Annotated in this window: 13 protein-coding genes; 6 read left to right on the top strand and 7 right to left on the bottom strand. The window is 62.5% G+C overall.

The features are described 5' to 3' along the window. The first annotated feature begins 119 nt into the window (after window positions 1-119). Genes GTP69_RS29780 through GTP69_RS29765 form a run of 4 tightly spaced genes read left to right on the top strand, consistent with a single transcriptional unit; the run spans window position 120 to window position 3223 of the window. Window positions 120-326, top strand: coding sequence for a DUF1656 domain-containing protein (locus GTP69_RS29780; protein ID WP_161058253.1), 207 nt, complete (start codon window positions 120-122; stop codon window positions 324-326). A gap of 2 nt (window positions 327-328) precedes the next feature. Then, window positions 329-1207, top strand: a complete 879-nt coding sequence (locus tag GTP69_RS29775) for an efflux RND transporter periplasmic adaptor subunit (RefSeq protein ID WP_161058252.1) — start codon at window positions 329-331, stop codon at window positions 1205-1207. A gap of 13 nt (window positions 1208-1220) precedes the next feature. After that, window positions 1221-2645 carry an efflux transporter outer membrane subunit gene (locus GTP69_RS29770; RefSeq protein WP_161058251.1) on the top strand — a complete coding sequence of 475 codons (1425 nt, stop codon included), beginning with the start codon at window positions 1221-1223 and terminating at the stop codon, window positions 2643-2645. 41 nt (window positions 2646-2686) lie between these two features. Next, on the top strand, window positions 2687-3223 hold the full coding sequence (locus GTP69_RS29765; RefSeq protein WP_202424629.1) for a DUF2058 domain-containing protein: 537 nt from the start codon (window positions 2687-2689) through the stop codon (window positions 3221-3223). Between the two features lie 4 nt (window positions 3224-3227). On the opposite strand, the gene GTP69_RS29760 is transcribed toward GTP69_RS29765, so the two are convergent. From GTP69_RS29760 to GTP69_RS29745, 4 genes are all read right to left on the bottom strand, one after another. Further along, complete coding sequence (locus GTP69_RS29760; protein ID WP_229261214.1) at window positions 3228-4088, bottom strand: CAP domain-containing protein; 861 nt, start codon at window positions 4086-4088, stop codon at window positions 3228-3230. An 85-nt stretch (window positions 4089-4173) separates the two neighbouring features. Next, entirely contained in the window at window positions 4174-5529 is a 1356-nt protein-coding gene (trhP, locus tag GTP69_RS29755; protein ID WP_161058249.1) for a prephenate-dependent tRNA uridine(34) hydroxylase TrhP, read from the bottom strand. Between the two features lie 59 nt (window positions 5530-5588). Next, window positions 5589-7178, bottom strand: coding sequence for a mechanosensitive ion channel family protein (locus GTP69_RS29750; RefSeq protein ID WP_161058248.1), 1590 nt, complete (start codon window positions 7176-7178; stop codon window positions 5589-5591). Window positions 7179-7182: 4 nt separating this feature from the next. Further along, window positions 7183-8088 (bottom strand): Tll0287-like domain-containing protein, encoded by a 906-nt coding sequence (locus tag GTP69_RS29745; protein ID WP_161058247.1) that lies wholly within the window; start codon window positions 8086-8088, stop codon window positions 7183-7185. Window positions 8089-8186: 98 nt separating this feature from the next. Between GTP69_RS29745 and GTP69_RS29740 the strand changes: the two genes are divergently transcribed. Both GTP69_RS29740 and GTP69_RS29735 read left to right on the top strand, forming a co-directional pair. After that, the gene (locus GTP69_RS29740; RefSeq protein WP_161058246.1) at window positions 8187-10919 is read left to right on the top strand and encodes a M1 family metallopeptidase; all 2733 of its coding nucleotides are present in this window, start codon (window positions 8187-8189) and stop codon (window positions 10917-10919) included. 145 nt (window positions 10920-11064) lie between these two features. Then, complete coding sequence (locus GTP69_RS29735; protein WP_161058245.1) at window positions 11065-13695, top strand: hypothetical protein; 2631 nt, start codon at window positions 11065-11067, stop codon at window positions 13693-13695. A 46-nt stretch (window positions 13696-13741) separates the two neighbouring features. Here the strand turns inward: GTP69_RS29735 and GTP69_RS29730 are convergent, their stop codons facing one another. The 3 genes from GTP69_RS29730 to GTP69_RS29720 form a co-directional block, all read right to left on the bottom strand. After that, window positions 13742-13900 carry a hypothetical protein gene (locus GTP69_RS29730; RefSeq protein WP_161058244.1) on the bottom strand — a complete coding sequence of 53 codons (159 nt, stop codon included), beginning with the start codon at window positions 13898-13900 and terminating at the stop codon, window positions 13742-13744. A 365-nt stretch (window positions 13901-14265) separates the two neighbouring features. After that, window positions 14266-15606 carry a PDDEXK-like family protein gene (locus tag GTP69_RS29725; RefSeq protein ID WP_161058243.1) on the bottom strand — a complete coding sequence of 447 codons (1341 nt, stop codon included), beginning with the start codon at window positions 15604-15606 and terminating at the stop codon, window positions 14266-14268. A 138-nt stretch (window positions 15607-15744) separates the two neighbouring features. Beyond that, window positions 15745-16578, bottom strand: a complete 834-nt coding sequence (locus GTP69_RS29720) for a S1 family serine peptidase (protein WP_161058242.1) — start codon at window positions 16576-16578, stop codon at window positions 15745-15747. Window positions 16579-16909: the final 331 nt, after the last annotated feature.

Here is a 16909-nt window from a genome sequence, read left to right as displayed (position 1 = left end):
GCAGCGACCGGCGCCGACGGTGGCATCGGCGCGGCGCGTCCGCAAGCGGCGGCCGCACTGGCCAGCATGCGGCGCGACCTGTTCCCGCGCGCGGCCGCCTATCAACCGGAGATTGCATCGTGATTGCTGAATTGAGTCTGTACGGACTATACGTACCCACCTTGCTGCTGTTGTCCATCCTCGCGCTGGTGTGCACGCGCGTGCTGGGCCGGCTGCTGATGCGGATTGGCTTCTACCGAATGGTATGGCATCCCGCGCTGTTTGAATTTGCGCTGTTCTTCATCTTGCTGGGCAGCTTCTCCATGATATTAACGAATCGGGGCTAAACATGAACCTCAAAACTCCTCTGCTGGCCCTGGGCCGGTTTATTGTGACGATGGCCGCTGTGGCCGTGGCGTGCGTGCTGGGATGGCGCCTGTGGCAGCACTATGAAGTGGAACCGTGGACCCGCGACGGCCGCGTGAAAGCGGACGTGGTGCAGGTAGCGCCGGACGTTACCGGCCAGGTCACCAATGTGCTGGTGCACGATAACCAGCAGGTAAAAATCGGCGACGTGCTGTTTGAAGTCGACCGCGCGCGCTTTGAACTGGCGCTGCGCCAGGCTGAAGCCGCAGAGCTGGCACAACGCGCCACGCTGGACCAGGCACTGAAGGAATCGCGCCGCAACAATGACCTGCGCGACCTGGTGTCGGCCGAAGCCCGCGAGCAGGGATCGTCGCGCGTCGACCAGCTGCGCGCCGCGCTGGCGCAGGCAGTAGTGGCCCGCGATGTGGCCAAGCTGAATCTGCAACGCACCCGCGTGGTGTCGCCGGTGAACGGCACCGTCTCCAATCTCGACCTGCGCACCGGCTCCTACGTCAGCGCCGGCCGCGCCGTGATGGCGCTGATCGACAGCGACTCCTACTACGTCGAAGGCTATTTCGAAGAGACCAAGCTGCCGGCGATCCAGATCGGCGACGCCGTGCTGGTGCTGCCGATGGGTGAATCGCTGCGCCTCAAGGGCCATGTGGAAAGCCTGTCCGGCGGCGTGGCGGACCGCGACCGCAGCACCTCGTCCAACCTGCTCTCCAGCGTCAATCCGACCTTCAACTGGGTGCGGCTGGCGCAGCGCATCCCGGTGCGCATCAAGCTGGACGCCTTGCCGGCCGGCGCGCGCCTGGTCGCCGGCCAGACCGTGACGGTTGACGTGCAGACCAAACGTTCGTAATGCGGAGGACAGCATGAACTCACTCAAGCTATTAAGCGGCATGGCCCTGGCCGCCGCGCTGGCCGCCTGCGGCACCGTCGGCCCCAATTACAAGGTGCCGGAGCAGGCCGTGATCAAACGTCCGCAAGCCGCCGCGCCGTTCCTCGGCACGGCGGAAGCAGCCTACAAATCGGCGCCGCTGCCGGATCACTGGTGGCGCCTGTACGACGATCCGGTGCTGGACCAGCTGATACAGCAAGCCTTCGCCGCCAACACCGACCTGCGCGTGGCCGCCGCCAACCTGGCGCGCACCCGGGCTGTGCTGGATCAGGCGGAAGAAGAGCGCAAGCCGGAAGTCAGTATCAGCGCTGCGCCGGGCGTGGGTCGCTCATCGGGCGTGCCGATTGGTTCGCCGAAAGCGCTGCCGGATAAATTCAACTACGACGTCGGCGTGCGCGTGTCGTACCAGACCGATATGTTCGGCAAGATCGCCCGTGCAGTGGAAGCGGCTAACGCCGACACCCAGGCCGCGCAAGCGGGTGTTGACCTGGTGCGCGTGACCGTCGCCGCCGACACCGCGCGCGCCTACGCCGACGCCTGTTCAGCGGTGCGGCAGATGGCCGTGGCCCAGCAGGCGGTCGACTTGCAGCAGAAGTTTGTCGCGCTGACCGATGAACGCACCCGCGCCGGCCGTGGCACCGCCATCGACGGCGCCCGTGCCCGCAGCCAGCTGGCGCAGTTGCAGGCCGCCTTGCCACCGCTGGCGGCGCAGCACCGCATCGCGCATTACCGTCTGGCCGCGCTGACCGGCCAGACGCCGCAGGAAATGAATATGCACCTGCTGCAGTGCCAGGCCGCACCGCGCCTGACGACGCAGATTCCGGTGGGCGATGGCGCCGCGCTGTTGCGCCGCCGTCCGGACATCCGCCAGGCCGAACGTACGCTGGCCGGCGCCACCGCGCGCATTGGTGTGGCGACAGCCGACCTGTATCCGAGCATCAGCCTGGGCGCCTCGGTCGGCAGCACCGGCCTGCTGGATCACTTCGGCGCCGCCAACGCCACGCGCTGGAGCGTTGGCCCGCTGATTTCGTGGACGCTGCCGGACACCGGCTCCGCGCGCAGCCGCATCGCTCAGGCGGAAGCCGGCACCGACGGCGCGCTGGCCAAGTTCGACGGCACGGTGCTCAACGCGCTGAAGGAAGTGGAAAGCGCGATGACCGTCTATGCGCGTGAACTGGACCGCAACGCCGCGCTGAAGACGGCGCGTGACGAAAGCGCGCTGGCATCCGAACAGTCGCACCGCCTGTACCAGTACGGCCGCACCGATTTCCTGTCGGTGCTGGACGCCGACCGCACGCTGGCCGCCACCGACGCCGCCTGGGCGGCATCCGACGCCACGCTGGCGACTGACCAGATCGCGCTGTTCCTGGCGCTGGGCGGCGGCTGGCAGCAGCAGTAGTAATGGTATGCTATCGCCTTCGTTGAAAAGGAGTGAGCATCATGGGACTGGCGGATCAGTTATTAAAAGCCGGCTTGGTCGACAAGAGCAAAGTCAAAGTCGCCAATCAGAACAAGAGCAAGCAGCAGAAGGACAATCGCCGCGCCGGTGTCGAGAGCGTGGACGAGACCAAGCTGGCGGCGCAGGAGCTGCAACGCGCGAATGCGGAGAAGGCGCGCCTGGCCAACGCCGAGCGTGACGCCGCCGCGCAACAGAAAGCCATCGCCGCGCAGATCACGCAGATGGTGCAGCAGAATAAGCAGAGCAAGGGCAACCACGCCGATATCGCCTACAACTTCACCTTCGGCACCAAGATCGAGCGGATCTACGTGACGCCCGCGGTGCGCGAGCATCTGGTGGCCGGGCGGCTGGTGATCGTGGGCGAGGGCGGCGGCTATGAGCTGGTGCCGCGCGTGATCGCCGACAAGATCGCCGAGCGCAATCCTGGCATCGTGGTACGCGTCAAGCAGGTCACCGCCGAGGTGGAAGAGGATGATCCTTACGCCGCCTTCAAGATCCCTGATGATCTGATGTGGTAAGCGCCTACTGCTGGCGCGGTTTGCCGAAGACCTGCGTCCAGTAAGTCAGGCCGGCTTGCTTATCCGGCGTGACGGCGTACGCCGCACCCATCTCGGTGAGTCCGGGATTCATGATGTTAAGGCAGTGGCCGGGGCTGGACAGCCAGCCGGCTACCGCTTCGTGCGGTGTGTTGACGCCGAAGGCGATGTTTTCGCCGATGCGGCTCCAGTTGTAGTTGTTGCGGCGCGAACGGACACCGACATCGCTGCCATCTTTGGCGACGTGATTGAAGTAGCGTTTCGACGCCATGTCGCTGCTGTGGCCCAGTGCCGTGTCACCCAGTTGCGCGTTCCAGCTGAGCGGCGGCGCCGGCGGCATGAATTTGCCGCCACAATCCTGGCCGCTGGCGCGGGCCGCATTCACTTCCAGCAGGATCTCCTGGCCGGCGTCGCGCCAGTCGGGCCAGTTGGTGGACGGCAGCGCTGCGGCGGCCTGGGCCAGCACCACGGTCCATTCGGCGCCATTGCGCGTGCTGCCGATGTCGGTGTAGCCGGTACTGAGCAGCTTGCCGCAGTAGAACTGCTGGATGGCGGCCATGGCGTCTTGCGGCGTGTTGGCGCCGTCGATCGAGATCGCATCCGCCTTGTTATTGTTGTAGCCGGCGCGTTCCAGTGCGGCGGACAGGATGCTGCCCGGCGTCAGTCGCACGGCCGCCAGCGCCGGCTGGGGCGTCAATGGCGGCAGCGCCGCTGCCTGCTGCCCCTGGCAAGTGCCGGGCGCCGCGCGGTAGGCGTTGACCAGCATCGTCAGGCGGTCTGCATCGGACTGCGCCGCTGCAGCGCCGGCCGCGAGCAGGGTGGCGATCAACATTGCCAGTTTGAACATGACAATTCTCGTTAGTAACTCAAGTTGCCATGGTGACATATTGTCGCGCCGGCGACAAGCCTGCCAAGCGGTGGGTCTACGTCGCCTACAGGTAGCGCGCCAGTAAGGCGCGGTCCAGCGACGCATCCAGCGCGATGCGGACGAAGTGACCGCTGCCGGGCGCCACGCTGATCTCGGCGCCGTCGTCGTTCAGCATGCGGGTCAGTTCGATGTCGCGATTGCCTTGCGGATGGATCACCTCCAGCCGGTCGCCGACGGCAAAGCGGTTCTTCACTTCCACCCGTGCCCAGCCATCCTGCACACTCAGAACGTCGCCGATGTACTGGCTGCGGTTGGCCTCGGATGCGCCGCGCATATAGTTCTGGTAAGTCTGGGTGTGGTGGCGCTGGTAGAAGCCGTCCGTGTAGCCGCGGTTGGCCAGCCCTTGCAACTGGCCCAGCAGGTCGATATTGAACGGGCGGCCGGCCACGGCGTCGTCAATGGCCCTGCGGTACACCTGCGCCGTGCGCGCCGCGTAGTACAGCGACTTGGTGCGGCCTTCCACCTTCAGCGAGTCGACGCCGATTTTCACCAGCCGCTCGATATGCTCGACCGCGCGCAAGTCCTTGGAGTTCATGATGTAGGTGCCGTGTTCATCTTCCATGATCGGCATCAGCTGGCCGGGGCGTTCGGCTTCCTCGATCAGGTAGGCGTGGTCGGCCAGCGGGTGGCGCGGCTGCTGGTGGAGCGACGAGAACGGCCGCTGCTCGGCTTCCTGTAAGGCTTTCTGGAATTGCAGCGGAATCACCTGGGCGAAATCGCCGGTGGCGTCTTCGGCGGCGTGCTGCACCTTGTAGTCCCAGCGGCAGGAGTTGGTGCAGGTGCCCTGGTTGGGATCGCGATGGTTGAAGTAGCCGGACAGCAGGCAGCGGCCCGAATAGGCGATGCACAGCGCGCCGTGCACAAACACTTCCAGTTCCATCTCCGGGCACTGCTGGCGGATTTCCTCGATTTCATCGAGCGACAATTCGCGCGACAGGATCACCCGCGTCAGCCCCATGCGGTGCCAGAACTTGACGTCGGCCCAGTTGACGGCGTTGGCCTGCACCGACAGGTGCACCGGCACCTCCGGCCATTTGTCGCGCACCATCATGATCAGGCCGGGATCGGCCATGATCAGCGCATCCGGCTTCATGGCGATCACCGGTTCCATGTCGCGTAGATAGGTCTTGAGCTTGGCGTTATGGGCGAAGATATTGCTGGCGACGAAAAACTGCTTGCCGCGTGCGTGGGCGCCTTCGATGCCTTGCTGCAGCGTCGGCAGGGTGGAGAAATCGTTGTTGCGCACGCGCAGGCTGTAGCGCGGCTGGCCGGCGTAGACGGCGTCGGCGCCAAAGTCGAAGGCGGCGTGCATCTTGTCGAGCGAGCCGGCGGGCAGGAGAAGTTCGGGAGCTTTGAGCATAAACGGCGGGCAAAGTGGTGGATTCTAGTGATCCCGTCCAGCCCGATCTTTGCGCTAGATCAAAAAACGCTGACTCCCGCTTCGTGTTGCGCCACCGGTTGCGTGGCGCGCGCCGTCCGCGCCTGCAGCCAGTTCATCAGCTGCGCCTGGGTGAAGGCGCGGCCGCCGCCGGTTCCGCGCCGCGCTTGCGCCATCAGTTCGCCAAGATCGTCGGCCGTGGCGCCAGCCAGCGCGGCGCGCAACTCGGCCGCCGGCCAGCTGAACACTTCGCAGCCTTCCTCGCCCGCTTGCACCTCCTGCGCGACGGATACGCCCAGCGCCTGCGTCCAGCCCAGCCAGTCGCCCTGGCGCAGCGAGCGCAGCGAATGCGACGGCGCCTTTTCCAGCAAGGCTGCCCGCTGCGCTGGATGGGTACAGGATTGGGCCAGCGCGCGATAGGCCAGCAAGGGATTTTCGGTCAGCGCCGCGATGCGTTCGCACAGCGGATGCGCCAGCGGTCCCAGCACCAGCTTGGCGTCGTTGAGCAGCGCCGCGCGCTGTTCCGGCGCCAGGCGGGACGGCCCTGGCTTGTGGCCGACGCTGGACAGCTGGACCAGCAGGCGCTGCAAGGCTGCTTCATCATGTTGCGGGTCCGGCTGTGACGCCAGTTGCAGGCTGCCGTGCAGCACCAGCGCGATCATGCCGCCAGCCAGCTTCTCGCGGCGCGCGTAGTGATGGCGGTGGCCGCTTTCCAGTAACATCTGTTGCAGCGCGGCGCTGATGCCGGGCAGGGCGGCCATGTCGCTGGCGGCTTCGCTTTGACGGTAGTGCAGCGGATAACGTAGTCCGTCGCGTGACAGCGCATACCAGAAGCGCTCCAGGAACTCCGAGGCGGCGACGCGCCGGTTCAGATAGTCCAGCGTGAAGAAGCGGGCGGCATAATTGATGGTGCCGTTGCGGGCGTCATTGCCGACCAGCAGAATACTGGGTTCGGGCGTGCTGAGGGCGTTGGTCAGGCCGCTGCGCAGCGCCTGTCCGCCCAGCCGCAGCACTACGCCGGGGCTGGTGGTGGCGTCGACGCTGAACAGCACTTCGTGCCGGTACGGCTGTTCGGCCGGGATGATTTCGATCGCGCGGCTGGTGAAGTCGCTGTTGGGGATCACCAGCGACGAGCGGCGCACGGTGACCATCCGCACCGAGCGCCAGCTCAGCGACACCACCCGGCCTTCCAGCTCGTCGCGCCGGATATGGTCGCCCACGCGCAGCGTGCGTTCCAGTTCGATCGAGACGCCGGCGAACAGGTGGCCCAGCAGCGGTTGCAGCGCCAGCCCGATGACGACCGACAGCGCGGCCGAGGTCAGCACCACGTTGCCGATGTCCAGCCCCAGGCCGTGGCGCAGGAATAACACGCCGGCCACCAGGTACAGCGCAATGCCGACCACCGCCCGCAGCAGGTCGGAGGTGGCGGTGCCGGTGGCGCCGTTGGCGCGTTGCAGCATCAGGCTCACCAGCCGGTGCAGCACCTGCACCGCCGCCAACGCGCTGAGCGCCAGCGTCAGCATTTGCAGCCACTGGTAGGGCAGGAAGGATGGATCGAGCGCGGTCGCGCCCAGCGTGCCGCTCAATAGCCACAGCAGGGCGGCCAGGGTCATGGTGATCAGGGGCCACATGGCGTCACGCTTTGTCGTCTGGCTTGTCGCCGCGGCCGCCGCGGGTTTCCAGCATGCGCAGCGTCTGGTCGACACTGGTGCGCAGACGCTGGATGGCCAGATGCAGTTCGCCGAACTGGCCGCCGGCCGACGGCGCGGCGACGTCGCCATGTTGCTCGACGCTGGAACGGTTGGCCGCCGCCGTCAGCGATTCCAGCGGCCGCGAAACGTAGCGCCGCAGCAGCGTCAGCACCGCCACCGCCGACAGCACGAACACCGAAGTGAGCGAGGTGACCGTCAACAGCACGCTGTTGAGCGCCTTTGAGCGGGCGGTGGCCGTCGGCACTTCGACAATCTGCAGGCCGACCACGTCGTTCATGGTCCAGCCGAAGCCGTTGTTGGGGCCATAGCGCGCCACCATGACGGCCGGCGCCGCCGCCGCCGTGCTATGGCATTGCAGGCAGGCGGCGGAACTCAGGCGGATCGGCCGGGCCACATAGAAACGCTTGTCGGCGCTGCTGCCAATTTCGCCGGACAACTCGCGGCGCGCCTTGTCGCCCTGGAAGCTGCGGATCAGCCCGACTTCCCAGTCGCTGGCGCGGTCATTCGGATTGGTCGGGTTCAGCGAGCTTTCGCGGTAGGTGTAGCCGGTGTATTTTTTGGTGACGCGGGCGATGGCGTTCTGGGCCGAGAACGACGGTACTTGCTGCGGGTGGAAGCTGCCGTCCTGTAGCTTGCTGACCACAGCGGCCACTTCGTCGCTGGTGTATTCCCGCACCGCCGAGGCCGTATCGAGCAGCATGTCGGCCTTGAGCTTGACCTCTTCGTGCGCCTGGCGCTGTTCCAGCCGGAACGAGCTGTAGCCGGCGATCAGCAATCCCAGGCCGAAGCACGCGGCGATGATCCAGGCAAAGCGGATTTCAATACGCATGCGTTCCCCTTGGCGAAAGTGGGCGGTGGTCAGGCTAGGGGGATGAGAGCGTTACTATATTTGTAAGTTACCATATTGATAAAAATATGTCGAGGTAAATGCTGTATAGTCATCTGCTTGTCATTTCGTCCATCGCCGGCGATCCGCTGGCTTTCTATCAGGAGTGGAATATGCGTGCAGGTGTGTTGAGTTTGGCGTTTGCGTTGGCTTTCCCGTCTATTCCGGTGTTGGCGCGCGACGCCGCCCCGGCCATCTTTAACTTCGCGACCGCCCCGGGCCGCCTGCCCAAGAACGTGGTGCCGCTCGAATACAGCATCGCCCTGACGCCGGATGCCGCCGCGCGCAAGATCGCCGGCAAGGAAACCATCCTGCTCGACTTCAAGGAAGCCACCGCCACCATCCAGTTCAACTCGCTGAATCAAAAGCTCAGCAATGTGCTGCTGGACGGCAAACCGGTCAAGAGTGTCGACTCCAGCGACGACAAGCAGCTGACCACGGTGACCCTCGCCGCCCCGGCGCGCAAAGGCCGCCACACGCTCAGCTTCGACTACACCGGTCAGATCGAAACCAAGGCGGTCGGCCTGTTCGCCCAACAATACAAAACGCCGGATGGCGTGCAGGGCGAGATGCTCAGCACCCAGTTCGAAGCCACCGACGCGCGCCGCATGTTCCCTTGCTGGGACGAGCCGGCCTTCCGCGCCGTGTTCAAGCTGAGCGTGACGGTGCCGGCCAAGTGGGCGGTGTATTCGAACATGCCGCCGGCATCCCGCAAGGTCGATGGCGAACTGGCCACCACCGTATTCAGCGCGACGCCGAAGATGGCTTCCTATCTGGTGGAGTTCTCGGCCGGCGAGCTGGCCGAGATCAGCGCCGACCACAACGGCACGCACTTCAACGTGGTGGCGGTCAAGGGCCAGGAAGAGGGCGGCCGCGCGGCGCTGGCGGCGGCGCAGCAGATCCTCGACGATTACAACGATTATTTCGGCGTCAAGTACCCGTTGCCCAAGCTGACCTCGATCGCGGTGCCTGGCGGCTTCAGCGGCGCGATGGAAAACTGGGGCGCCATCACCTATAACGACCAGGCGCTGCTGATCACGCCATCGAGCACGCTGGCCAACCGCCAGGGCGTGTTCTCGATCCAGGCGCACGAAATGGCGCACCAGTGGTTCGGCGACCTGGTGACCATGGGCTGGTGGGACGACCTGTGGCTCAACGAAAGCTTCGCCTCGTGGATGGCGGCGCGCGAAACCGACCTGCGCAATCCAAGCTGGCACTGGTGGGAGCGCGAGGACGCCACCAAGGAAGAGGCGATGACTTCCGATGCCCAGGCCAGCGTGCATCCCATCGTTCAGCACGTGGTCAACGAACTGGAGGCCAGCAGCGCCTTCGATCCGGCCATCACTTACAGCAAGGGGCAGGCCGTGCTGCGCATGCTGGAAAACCATATGGGTCCGGACCGCTTCCGCCAGGGCATCCGCAGCTACATGAAGCAGCACGCCTATTCCAACACGCTGGGCGGCGACCTGTGGCGCGCGCTCGACACGGCGGGCGGCAAGGGCGGCAAAGGCGATAAAGTCAGCGCGATCGCCACCTCGTGGACCACCCAGCCGGGCTTCCCGCTGGTGTCGGTGGCCGCCACTTGCGGCGCCGATGGCAAGCGCACCGTCACGCTGACGCAGCAACGCTTCCTGCTGCAAGGGCTGGGCACGGGCAAGGGCCACTGGCAGGTGCCGTTGCAGGTGCGTAGCGGTAGCGGCGCCGCCAAGGCAGTGCTGCTGACCAGCGACGGCCAGAAAATCGACGCCGGCAACTGCGCCGAGACGCTGACCGTCAATGCCAACGCGGTCGGTTACTACCGCGTCGCCTACGACCAGGCCACGCTGGCGCGCAATACCCGCGACTTCACCAAGATGACCGATGGCGACCGCATCGCCATGCTGGATGACCAGTGGGCACTGGCGGAAGCGGGCGCGGCGCCGCTGGGCAGCTACCTGGCGCTGGCGTCGGCCATGGGCACGGTGCAGAACCAGCGCTCGTGGGAACAGATCACCGGCGTGCTGGCGACCATCGAATCGTATGAGCGCGGTGCGCCGGGCCACGACGCGTTCAGCACCTATGCGCGCAACCTGATCAAGCCGCTGTCGCGCCAGCTGGGCTGGGACGCGCGGGCGGACGACACGCCCGGCGTGGTCAAACTGCGCCGCGCGGTGTTGACGGAACTGGGCGCCTGGGGCGATGCCGAGGTGATCGCCGATGCGCGCAAGCGTTTCGCCGGCTTCGTGGCTGATCGCGCCAGCATCGCGGCCGAAGACCAGGCCACGGTATTGACCATCGTCGCGCTGGGCGCCACGCCGGCCGAGTTCGAGCAGTTGCACGCCATTGCCCGCAGCGCGAAGAACGAGACCGAGATACGGCGCTATTACCAGGCCTTGATGGCGGTGCGCGATCCGGCGCTGGCCAAGCAGGCGGTGGCCGTCGTCATGTCGGACGAAATTCCCAAGCAGGCCGGGACGGTGCGCCTGGCCTTGCTGGCCAGGCTGACGGACGAGCATCCGCAACTGGCGTGGAGCAGTTTCACCACTAACGCGGATGCGTTGATGGCGCCGTTTGAGCCTTTTGGTTCGCTGTACCTGGCGCAATACGTTCCCGAGCTGTTCTGGCGCGCGCTGCCGCCGGATGAGCTGGAAGCCTGGGTCAAGCAGAAGGTGCCGGCCGAACTGGCGCCGCAACTGGCGCGCGGCATGGAAAGTGCCCGCTTCAAGCACGCCGAGCAAGCCCTGATGCGCAAGGCGGCCGATGCCGCCATCGCGCCCAAGGTCGCGGCTAACTGAGTGCGTGTTCGGCATGATACTGGTCCCATGTCTCTTTACATAGATTTACAATATTCGGATAGAATTGCTTTTTTTCTAAATTCTCCGAAGTAATATGTTGTTAATCTATAAAATAAATCAGTTGCGCTATCTGGCTGCAATCGGGATGTCGTCGCTGCTGGTCGCCTGCGGTGGCGGCGGCAGTGGCGGCAGCGGTGGCGGCTCGTCCGGCGGCGGCGGTACGAGCGCTGATCCGGCACCCGGATTTTCCGTGAGCATTGATCGGACCCAGCTGCGGTTTTCGGGGGACGAGGGTAGCGTCATCCCGTCGCAGATCATTGTCGGCACTGGCAGCGGCAGCAATGTGCCGACCACCGCCTATTTCGGTGGCGAGGACCTGGGCACGGCCATTGACCGGGTGGAGGCCCGCATCAACGGGACGCAGGCGCAGTTCTCTGTGTATCCGAAAATGCGGCTGGCCGCTGGTGAGTATTCCGGCATGCTGAAGCTGTCGATGTGCGCCGATACGCAATGCAACCAGCACTTCAAGGGCTCGCCGGTCAATGTCGCCTACACTGTCAGCGTCGGCAAGGGCTTGAAGGTGACGCCGGACAGTGTGGAGTTGAGCTCGCTGACCGGCGCGTCGGCCTCGGCGCCGGTGGCAGTGCAACTGCCGACCGGCGTGAGCAGTTTCTCCGCCACGACCAGCGCCGCCTGGCTGCAGGTTGCGAATATTTCCGCCAGCGGCATGACGGTGGTTGGCGTGTCGAAGGGGCCCGGCCTGTATAACGGGCAGGTGACGGTCAACGCGGGTAACCGCCTGGCGACGGTTCAGGTGACCTATCGCGTCGCTGCCGATCCGTCCTCGGTGACCAGCATCAGCCCAGACCGTGCCAGCCTGGACTTCTCGGCGCCGACCGGCTTTGCCAGCGGCGGCCAGCAACTGAAGGTGGCGCTGCCGAACTGGGCCCAGTCGCTGACCAGCAGTGTGCAATATCGTAGCGGCGACAGCGGCTGGCTGGCCGTGACGACAGGCGCGACGGGTAACGTCAGCGTGGTGGCCTCGGCCGCCAATCTGCGTCCCGGTGTCTACCGCGCCGACCTGGTGCTGGGCGGCGGCGTGGACGTGCTGCCGGTGTCGGTGCCGGTTACCCTGAACGTGCTGTCGGCGGACTGGAGCGTCAGCGGCACCTCGACCCTGACCGTCGATGCGGCCAGCACAGCGTCTGCCTTGAGTGGCCAGATCAGCATCGACGTGCCGAACTTGCCAGTGCAAGCCTGGCAGGCCAGCAGCAGTGCCAGCTGGCTGCAACTGTCGCGCACCAGCGGTTCACTGCGCGGCGATAAGCTGGGCGTGTCGGTGAATGTGGCGCAAATGCTGAAACTGGCAAACTTCCACGCCCACACGGCCGACATCACCTTGTCCTTGGCCGGCGGCAAAGTCGCCGCCACCAAGTTCACGGTCACGCTGGACAAGAAGCTGCCGGAGCTGAGTTACATCAGCCCGCATACGCGCCTGTCCGGCGAGGCCGGCAACTACATTGTGCGCGGCCGCGGCTTCGACGCGATCACCGATTTGAATCAGGTGTTGCAGGTGACGGGCACCAAGCCTGCCAAGATTGTGCGCGTCAACGACACCCAGTTCGAGTTGAGCCTGCCGGCGGCGCAGGGCGATGCCACACTGGCGCTGTCCAATCGCCTGGGCGCCAGTTCGGGCACCGTCACGCTGGCGACGGTGTCGCAGCCGGCCATCGCCTACGCTGCGGTGACAACGCAGGGCAGCAAGGGCGGGTTGGTGTTCGACCCCGAGCGGCAGGCGCTGTTCACCATCAACAAGACGCTGGGTTCGCTGATGCGCTTCAGTAAGAGTGGCGCCAGCTGGAACGTCAGCAGTGTGCCGGTCTCCAGTGCCGACGAGGTGGCGCTCTCGCCGGACGGCAAGAGCCTGATCGTGACGGTCACCAGCGGCCAGATCAAGCTGTTCGATCCGGCCACGCTGACCGAACAAGGCAGCTTCACGGCTGGCGGCGTGTGGGGCGATACGCTGAATACCTTTCCAAGGATGGCGGTGCGCAATGACGGCAAAGTGCTGTTCTCCGGCGCTTCCGGGGTGCAGGACGGCAGCGGCTACATGGCGTATTTTGACCTGGTCACGCGCAGCTTCGGCAATATTGGCGGCCCGTATGTGTTTGGTTGGGCGTCGGTTTCTGGCGACGGATCGCGCATCAATATCGTGCAATCGGCCAGCTACTCGCCGCTGCCGCCGATCGTGTCGCTGGACAGCAGCAGCCAGATGGCGCAAGTGGCGCCCAGCGGCCTGGGCCATTGGTTCGAGAGCGCGCAGAGCTTGCATGGCGAACGCTTTGCGGAAGGTACGTATCAGGTGTGGGACCGCGATCTCAATATCATCGGTAAGGTGGTGATCCCTGATGCCAGCTATTTTGGACGCACGCCCTTGTTCTCGCCGGATGGCACGCGGTTGTATGTGATGGCGTATGACAGCAGTGGCCTGTACGAGGGGACGACCAGCAAGCCGCGCGTGTATGTGTTTGACAGCAGCACGCGCATGGTCACCAGCACCAACTTACCGTTGCTGGGTTACTTCGAGCTGAAGGATTATCCGACTTGCACCACGAGCGCCTACGAGTGCAACACGCGCGCGCTGGGCGCCGTCAGCCCGGATGGCAAGACTTTGTTCTACATTGGCGATGCCCGCATGATCGCGACGCCGATTCCGGCGCTGTCGGGTGGCGCGGCGGCGGCCATGCGTCGCCTGGTGCTGCCAGCATCGAACTAAGCCTGCAATAAAACTAACCCTGGAAGTTGCGACGACTTCCAGGGAGTCATTTTTTGTGAGACCAAAAACAAAAACGCCACCCGAAGGTGGCGTTTTTTATATTCTTGGTGGCCCGGGGCGGAATCGAACCACCGACACAAGGATTTTCAAGACGGCTGCCCACACTTTCGTCGCCAATCGACTCTATCACCACCAGCGGCATCATGGGCGATCCGCACAGCGGCAGATTTACAATGGGCGAACCGCAACTAACCCCGATGAAAAATGCTTGGACGATCCGTCCGCTGTTGTTTCAGTGCATACGCGGGAACTTCGCTGATCCGCTGCAAGCGCTCATCGAGCAGTAGCGGCGTAAAAAACCTGCTGCGGACCGCCGATTGGCTGGTCCTGGAATCGGCCCCGTCAACGACATTCCCGCCCCAACGATTTTCTTGATGATGCTGATCTTGCGACAACACCAGAATGCTAACCAGCACCGGACCAGCGTTCTTAATTTCCGTCTCGCGGAGGCGGGATGTTTGGTGCAATTTTACGGAATCAAATTGTCAGTCTTGATCCTCAAGTTGCGCACTATTTCTCAAACGTGTCGTTGCATCGCTTGAAGATATTTTTTGCTGCGGCTTCGGCGGCATCGACAGATGAAAACACTTCCGAAAATAGCGTTACTCCATTCTTTCGATTCGCTGTTCCCATAGCCGTCTCGTACGCGCGCCCAATCAAAGTGCAAATTTCCAGCCGATCTTCCTCAGGTACACAAGCCGGACGCCAGTGTAGGGCAATTCTTATCTTAGTCTGTCCTTTGATTTCTGGGTCGATATGGCGAATTCGCATGAATAGTGGCCATTGTGAGTCCACCATTGGTATCGGCCGGTCAAATGGGAGTTGATAATTGCGCCACACGCGGCCGTATTCAGAAAGTTCGGATGCTCCATCAAGTTGAGGCGCATGTTCACAGAGCCGGGCGTGCAGCAACTGCAAGGACGAAAGATCAAAGAGCTTTGAGATCGCAATTTCGTTTTGCAGATACAGCCTTAGCAACTGCCCATCGACACTACTGGCAAGCAGTAGTCCGGGCGTCCACGAGTCCGGTGAACGCAATTTGCTTGCGACGCGCTGCATTTGTTCGATGACCCGTGGATAGCGAATTGCGAGATCCCGCGCCAAGCGTGTCATGGTTTGCATTGCCTCTGACTCCCACCCGGTTTGGCGTCGGCAGTAGGATAGTAGTAACGCTGCGCTTTGATTGCCACGTTTGACCGCGAATTCAGCCCTCTTTGCACCGGACCTTAGCCAATCATAGTTTAGCCTGGCCCAACGAGGATCGAAATTGTCGTTCTCGGAAAGCTCTGTTTCGGCATCGTAATTTGCGTCCATTGCCACGAACGCCACCTGAAAGTCCTTGAGGGCTGCTCGTGCGAGAAGTGTCTTTTGAGTTCCTTCGAGATAGCCCTTAAGCTGTCCAGAGCGGAATCTGGCACCTGCTTTGTTTTCGATGACTATTAGCAGCTGATTTTCTGTGTCAACGACAACTAGATCCAAGCGCATATTTGTTGTATCGCCTGATGTTGTCTGAAGTGTAAATTCGCGGTAGCAGATGGCAGTAGAAAAACTACTTGTCAAGATACGTGATGGGGGCCATGCGCTTACAAAATCACGGGTCAGGCCGCGACCGAATATTTGATCTCCAGGCTTGTCTGCGGTCCCGGCTCGAAATACCGCAAGCAAAAAATCTTTCAATATTCCATCGCCTTGGCCGTGGCCTTCCCTAGCGTTGAAGCACCATGCAAGCAAGTCGGAATGTTGGTTTTCGCGTGGCGTGAGTAGATCGAGCAAGTCTTCGCTGCTTTTCGATCGTTCTAGCAACTCGACCAATTGTGGGTCTGCACAAAAATTAATCAGCTCATTGTTCATAAGTTGTATTGGTTTAAATTGAACAAATGCAGACAGTGCCTGAAGCAGCTGACCTCAAGTTAGCCGCAGCTTTTGGGAGAAAAATTCCCCGGACAAGCCGTCGAAGGTAAATGAAAGGAAGTCACTGAATACTTCCGATTAGGCAGCATTTCGGTGTCCCCATGTCTGCAATGCTGCCTTGATTGCAGCAGCTGGTAGTACCACCGCCGTACGCTCGGTCGCATGCCATTCAAGGAAGATGCCCGCGATCTTGCCCGCACCGTGCTCAGCTCCGACAGCATGCCGCAACACAGGTCCACCACTCATTCCTTTCAGCGCCCCTAGCCGATTGTCTTTCATCAATTGGTCATCCATCATGTTTTCAAGATCGATATGGAAAGCCAGTAGAGGTAGTTCAAGGTCCAGCAATTTGGAGCGGGCGGGAACAGGCTGCTGCTTCCCAAGGGAAACGCGAAATCCATTTATCTTCCAGCCGCTGGTCTTGCTATATTTATTCTTCGCCAACGGATAACCATATAGCTGATACAAGGCTGAGACGTCACTATCGGCGGCATCCATCACATGGTCGTCAAGTTCAATGCAGACGCATATTCCAAATAACTCCGCCAGTTCCACTGAGGGTATCGTCATCAGCGCAAGGTCAATCTCTTCGTTGAAGAGCAACCGGCATTGGTTCGGCGAGACCAATACACTGCCATGTGGGCCGATCAGCACAAGTGGCTTCCCTTTTAATTCGGCCGCTACGTGCCCCGCCGTCACTATGGAAATCAAGCCCTCGTGCAACACTGCGAAACCGCTTCCCGCAGCCATCCATTTTTTGTCACCATCTTGATCTTGATTGGCAAATAGGACTATTTGAGGGGCGCCGCCGAATGCCAGCTTTCCATATTGGACTTCAACATGGTGCGGAGACAGTTTGATTCCTGTACTAACGGGTGTTGGAAAAATGCGGTCAGACAAAATTTTCTCCATGGGGTAGGGCAGTTAAATGCTGAATGTGAAGCTTAGAAACTTGACTTGACCAGCACTGTTTGCAACAGTAGACCTGAGGTTGTTCTATGGGGTGTTTGTCATGGAGCACAGCTTTGCTTCCTTGGGCGCTTAGCCTGCAATGCTGGTGCAGTACGTTCAGGTAACGCGATCCAAAATTTCCGCGTGGAAATATAGCATGATGGCTGTTAGATTGCACTGTATTCTGACCCGGAATTTGCATCGAATTCTGACCCACTCTTCGATTAATTTTTCGGGGTTATGCTGGGATTAGTTTGGTCCTTCGCTCCTTTCCTGTAGTTTGAGTTGAGCT

Origin of the sequence: Duganella levis, assembly GCF_009857605.1 — a bacterium.
GTDB lineage: Bacteria > Pseudomonadota > Gammaproteobacteria > Burkholderiales > Burkholderiaceae_D > Rugamonas > Rugamonas levis.
The sequence above is the reverse complement of the archived record's forward strand: the minus strand, read 5'-3'. Positions and strand labels throughout refer to the sequence as shown.

Coding starts and splice junctions, on each gene's coding strand:
- GTP69_RS29775 (WP_161058252.1), top strand. CDS start 329: ATGAACCTCAAAACTCCTCTGCTGGCCCTGGGCCGGTTTATTGTGACG.
- GTP69_RS29770 (WP_161058251.1), top strand. CDS start 1,221: ATGAACTCACTCAAGCTATTAAGCGGCATGGCCCTGGCCGCCGCGCTG.
- GTP69_RS29765 (WP_202424629.1), top strand. CDS start 2,687: ATGGGACTGGCGGATCAGTTATTAAAAGCCGGCTTGGTCGACAAGAGC.
- GTP69_RS29760 (WP_229261214.1), bottom strand. CDS start 4,088: ATGTTCAAACTGGCAATGTTGATCGCCACCCTGCTCGCGGCCGGCGCT.
- trhP (WP_161058249.1), bottom strand. CDS start 5,529: ATGCTCAAAGCTCCCGAACTTCTCCTGCCCGCCGGCTCGCTCGACAAG.
- GTP69_RS29750 (WP_161058248.1), bottom strand. CDS start 7,178: ATGTGGCCCCTGATCACCATGACCCTGGCCGCCCTGCTGTGGCTATTG.
- GTP69_RS29745 (WP_161058247.1), bottom strand. CDS start 8,088: ATGCGTATTGAAATCCGCTTTGCCTGGATCATCGCCGCGTGCTTCGGC.
- GTP69_RS29740 (WP_161058246.1), top strand. CDS start 8,187: ATGCTGTATAGTCATCTGCTTGTCATTTCGTCCATCGCCGGCGATCCG.
- GTP69_RS29735 (WP_161058245.1), top strand. CDS start 11,065: ATGTCGTCGCTGCTGGTCGCCTGCGGTGGCGGCGGCAGTGGCGGCAGC.
- GTP69_RS29730 (WP_161058244.1), bottom strand. CDS start 13,900: ATGATGCCGCTGGTGGTGATAGAGTCGATTGGCGACGAAAGTGTGGGC.
- GTP69_RS29725 (WP_161058243.1), bottom strand. CDS start 15,606: ATGAACAATGAGCTGATTAATTTTTGTGCAGACCCACAATTGGTCGAG.
- GTP69_RS29720 (WP_161058242.1), bottom strand. CDS start 16,578: ATGGAGAAAATTTTGTCTGACCGCATTTTTCCAACACCCGTTAGTACA.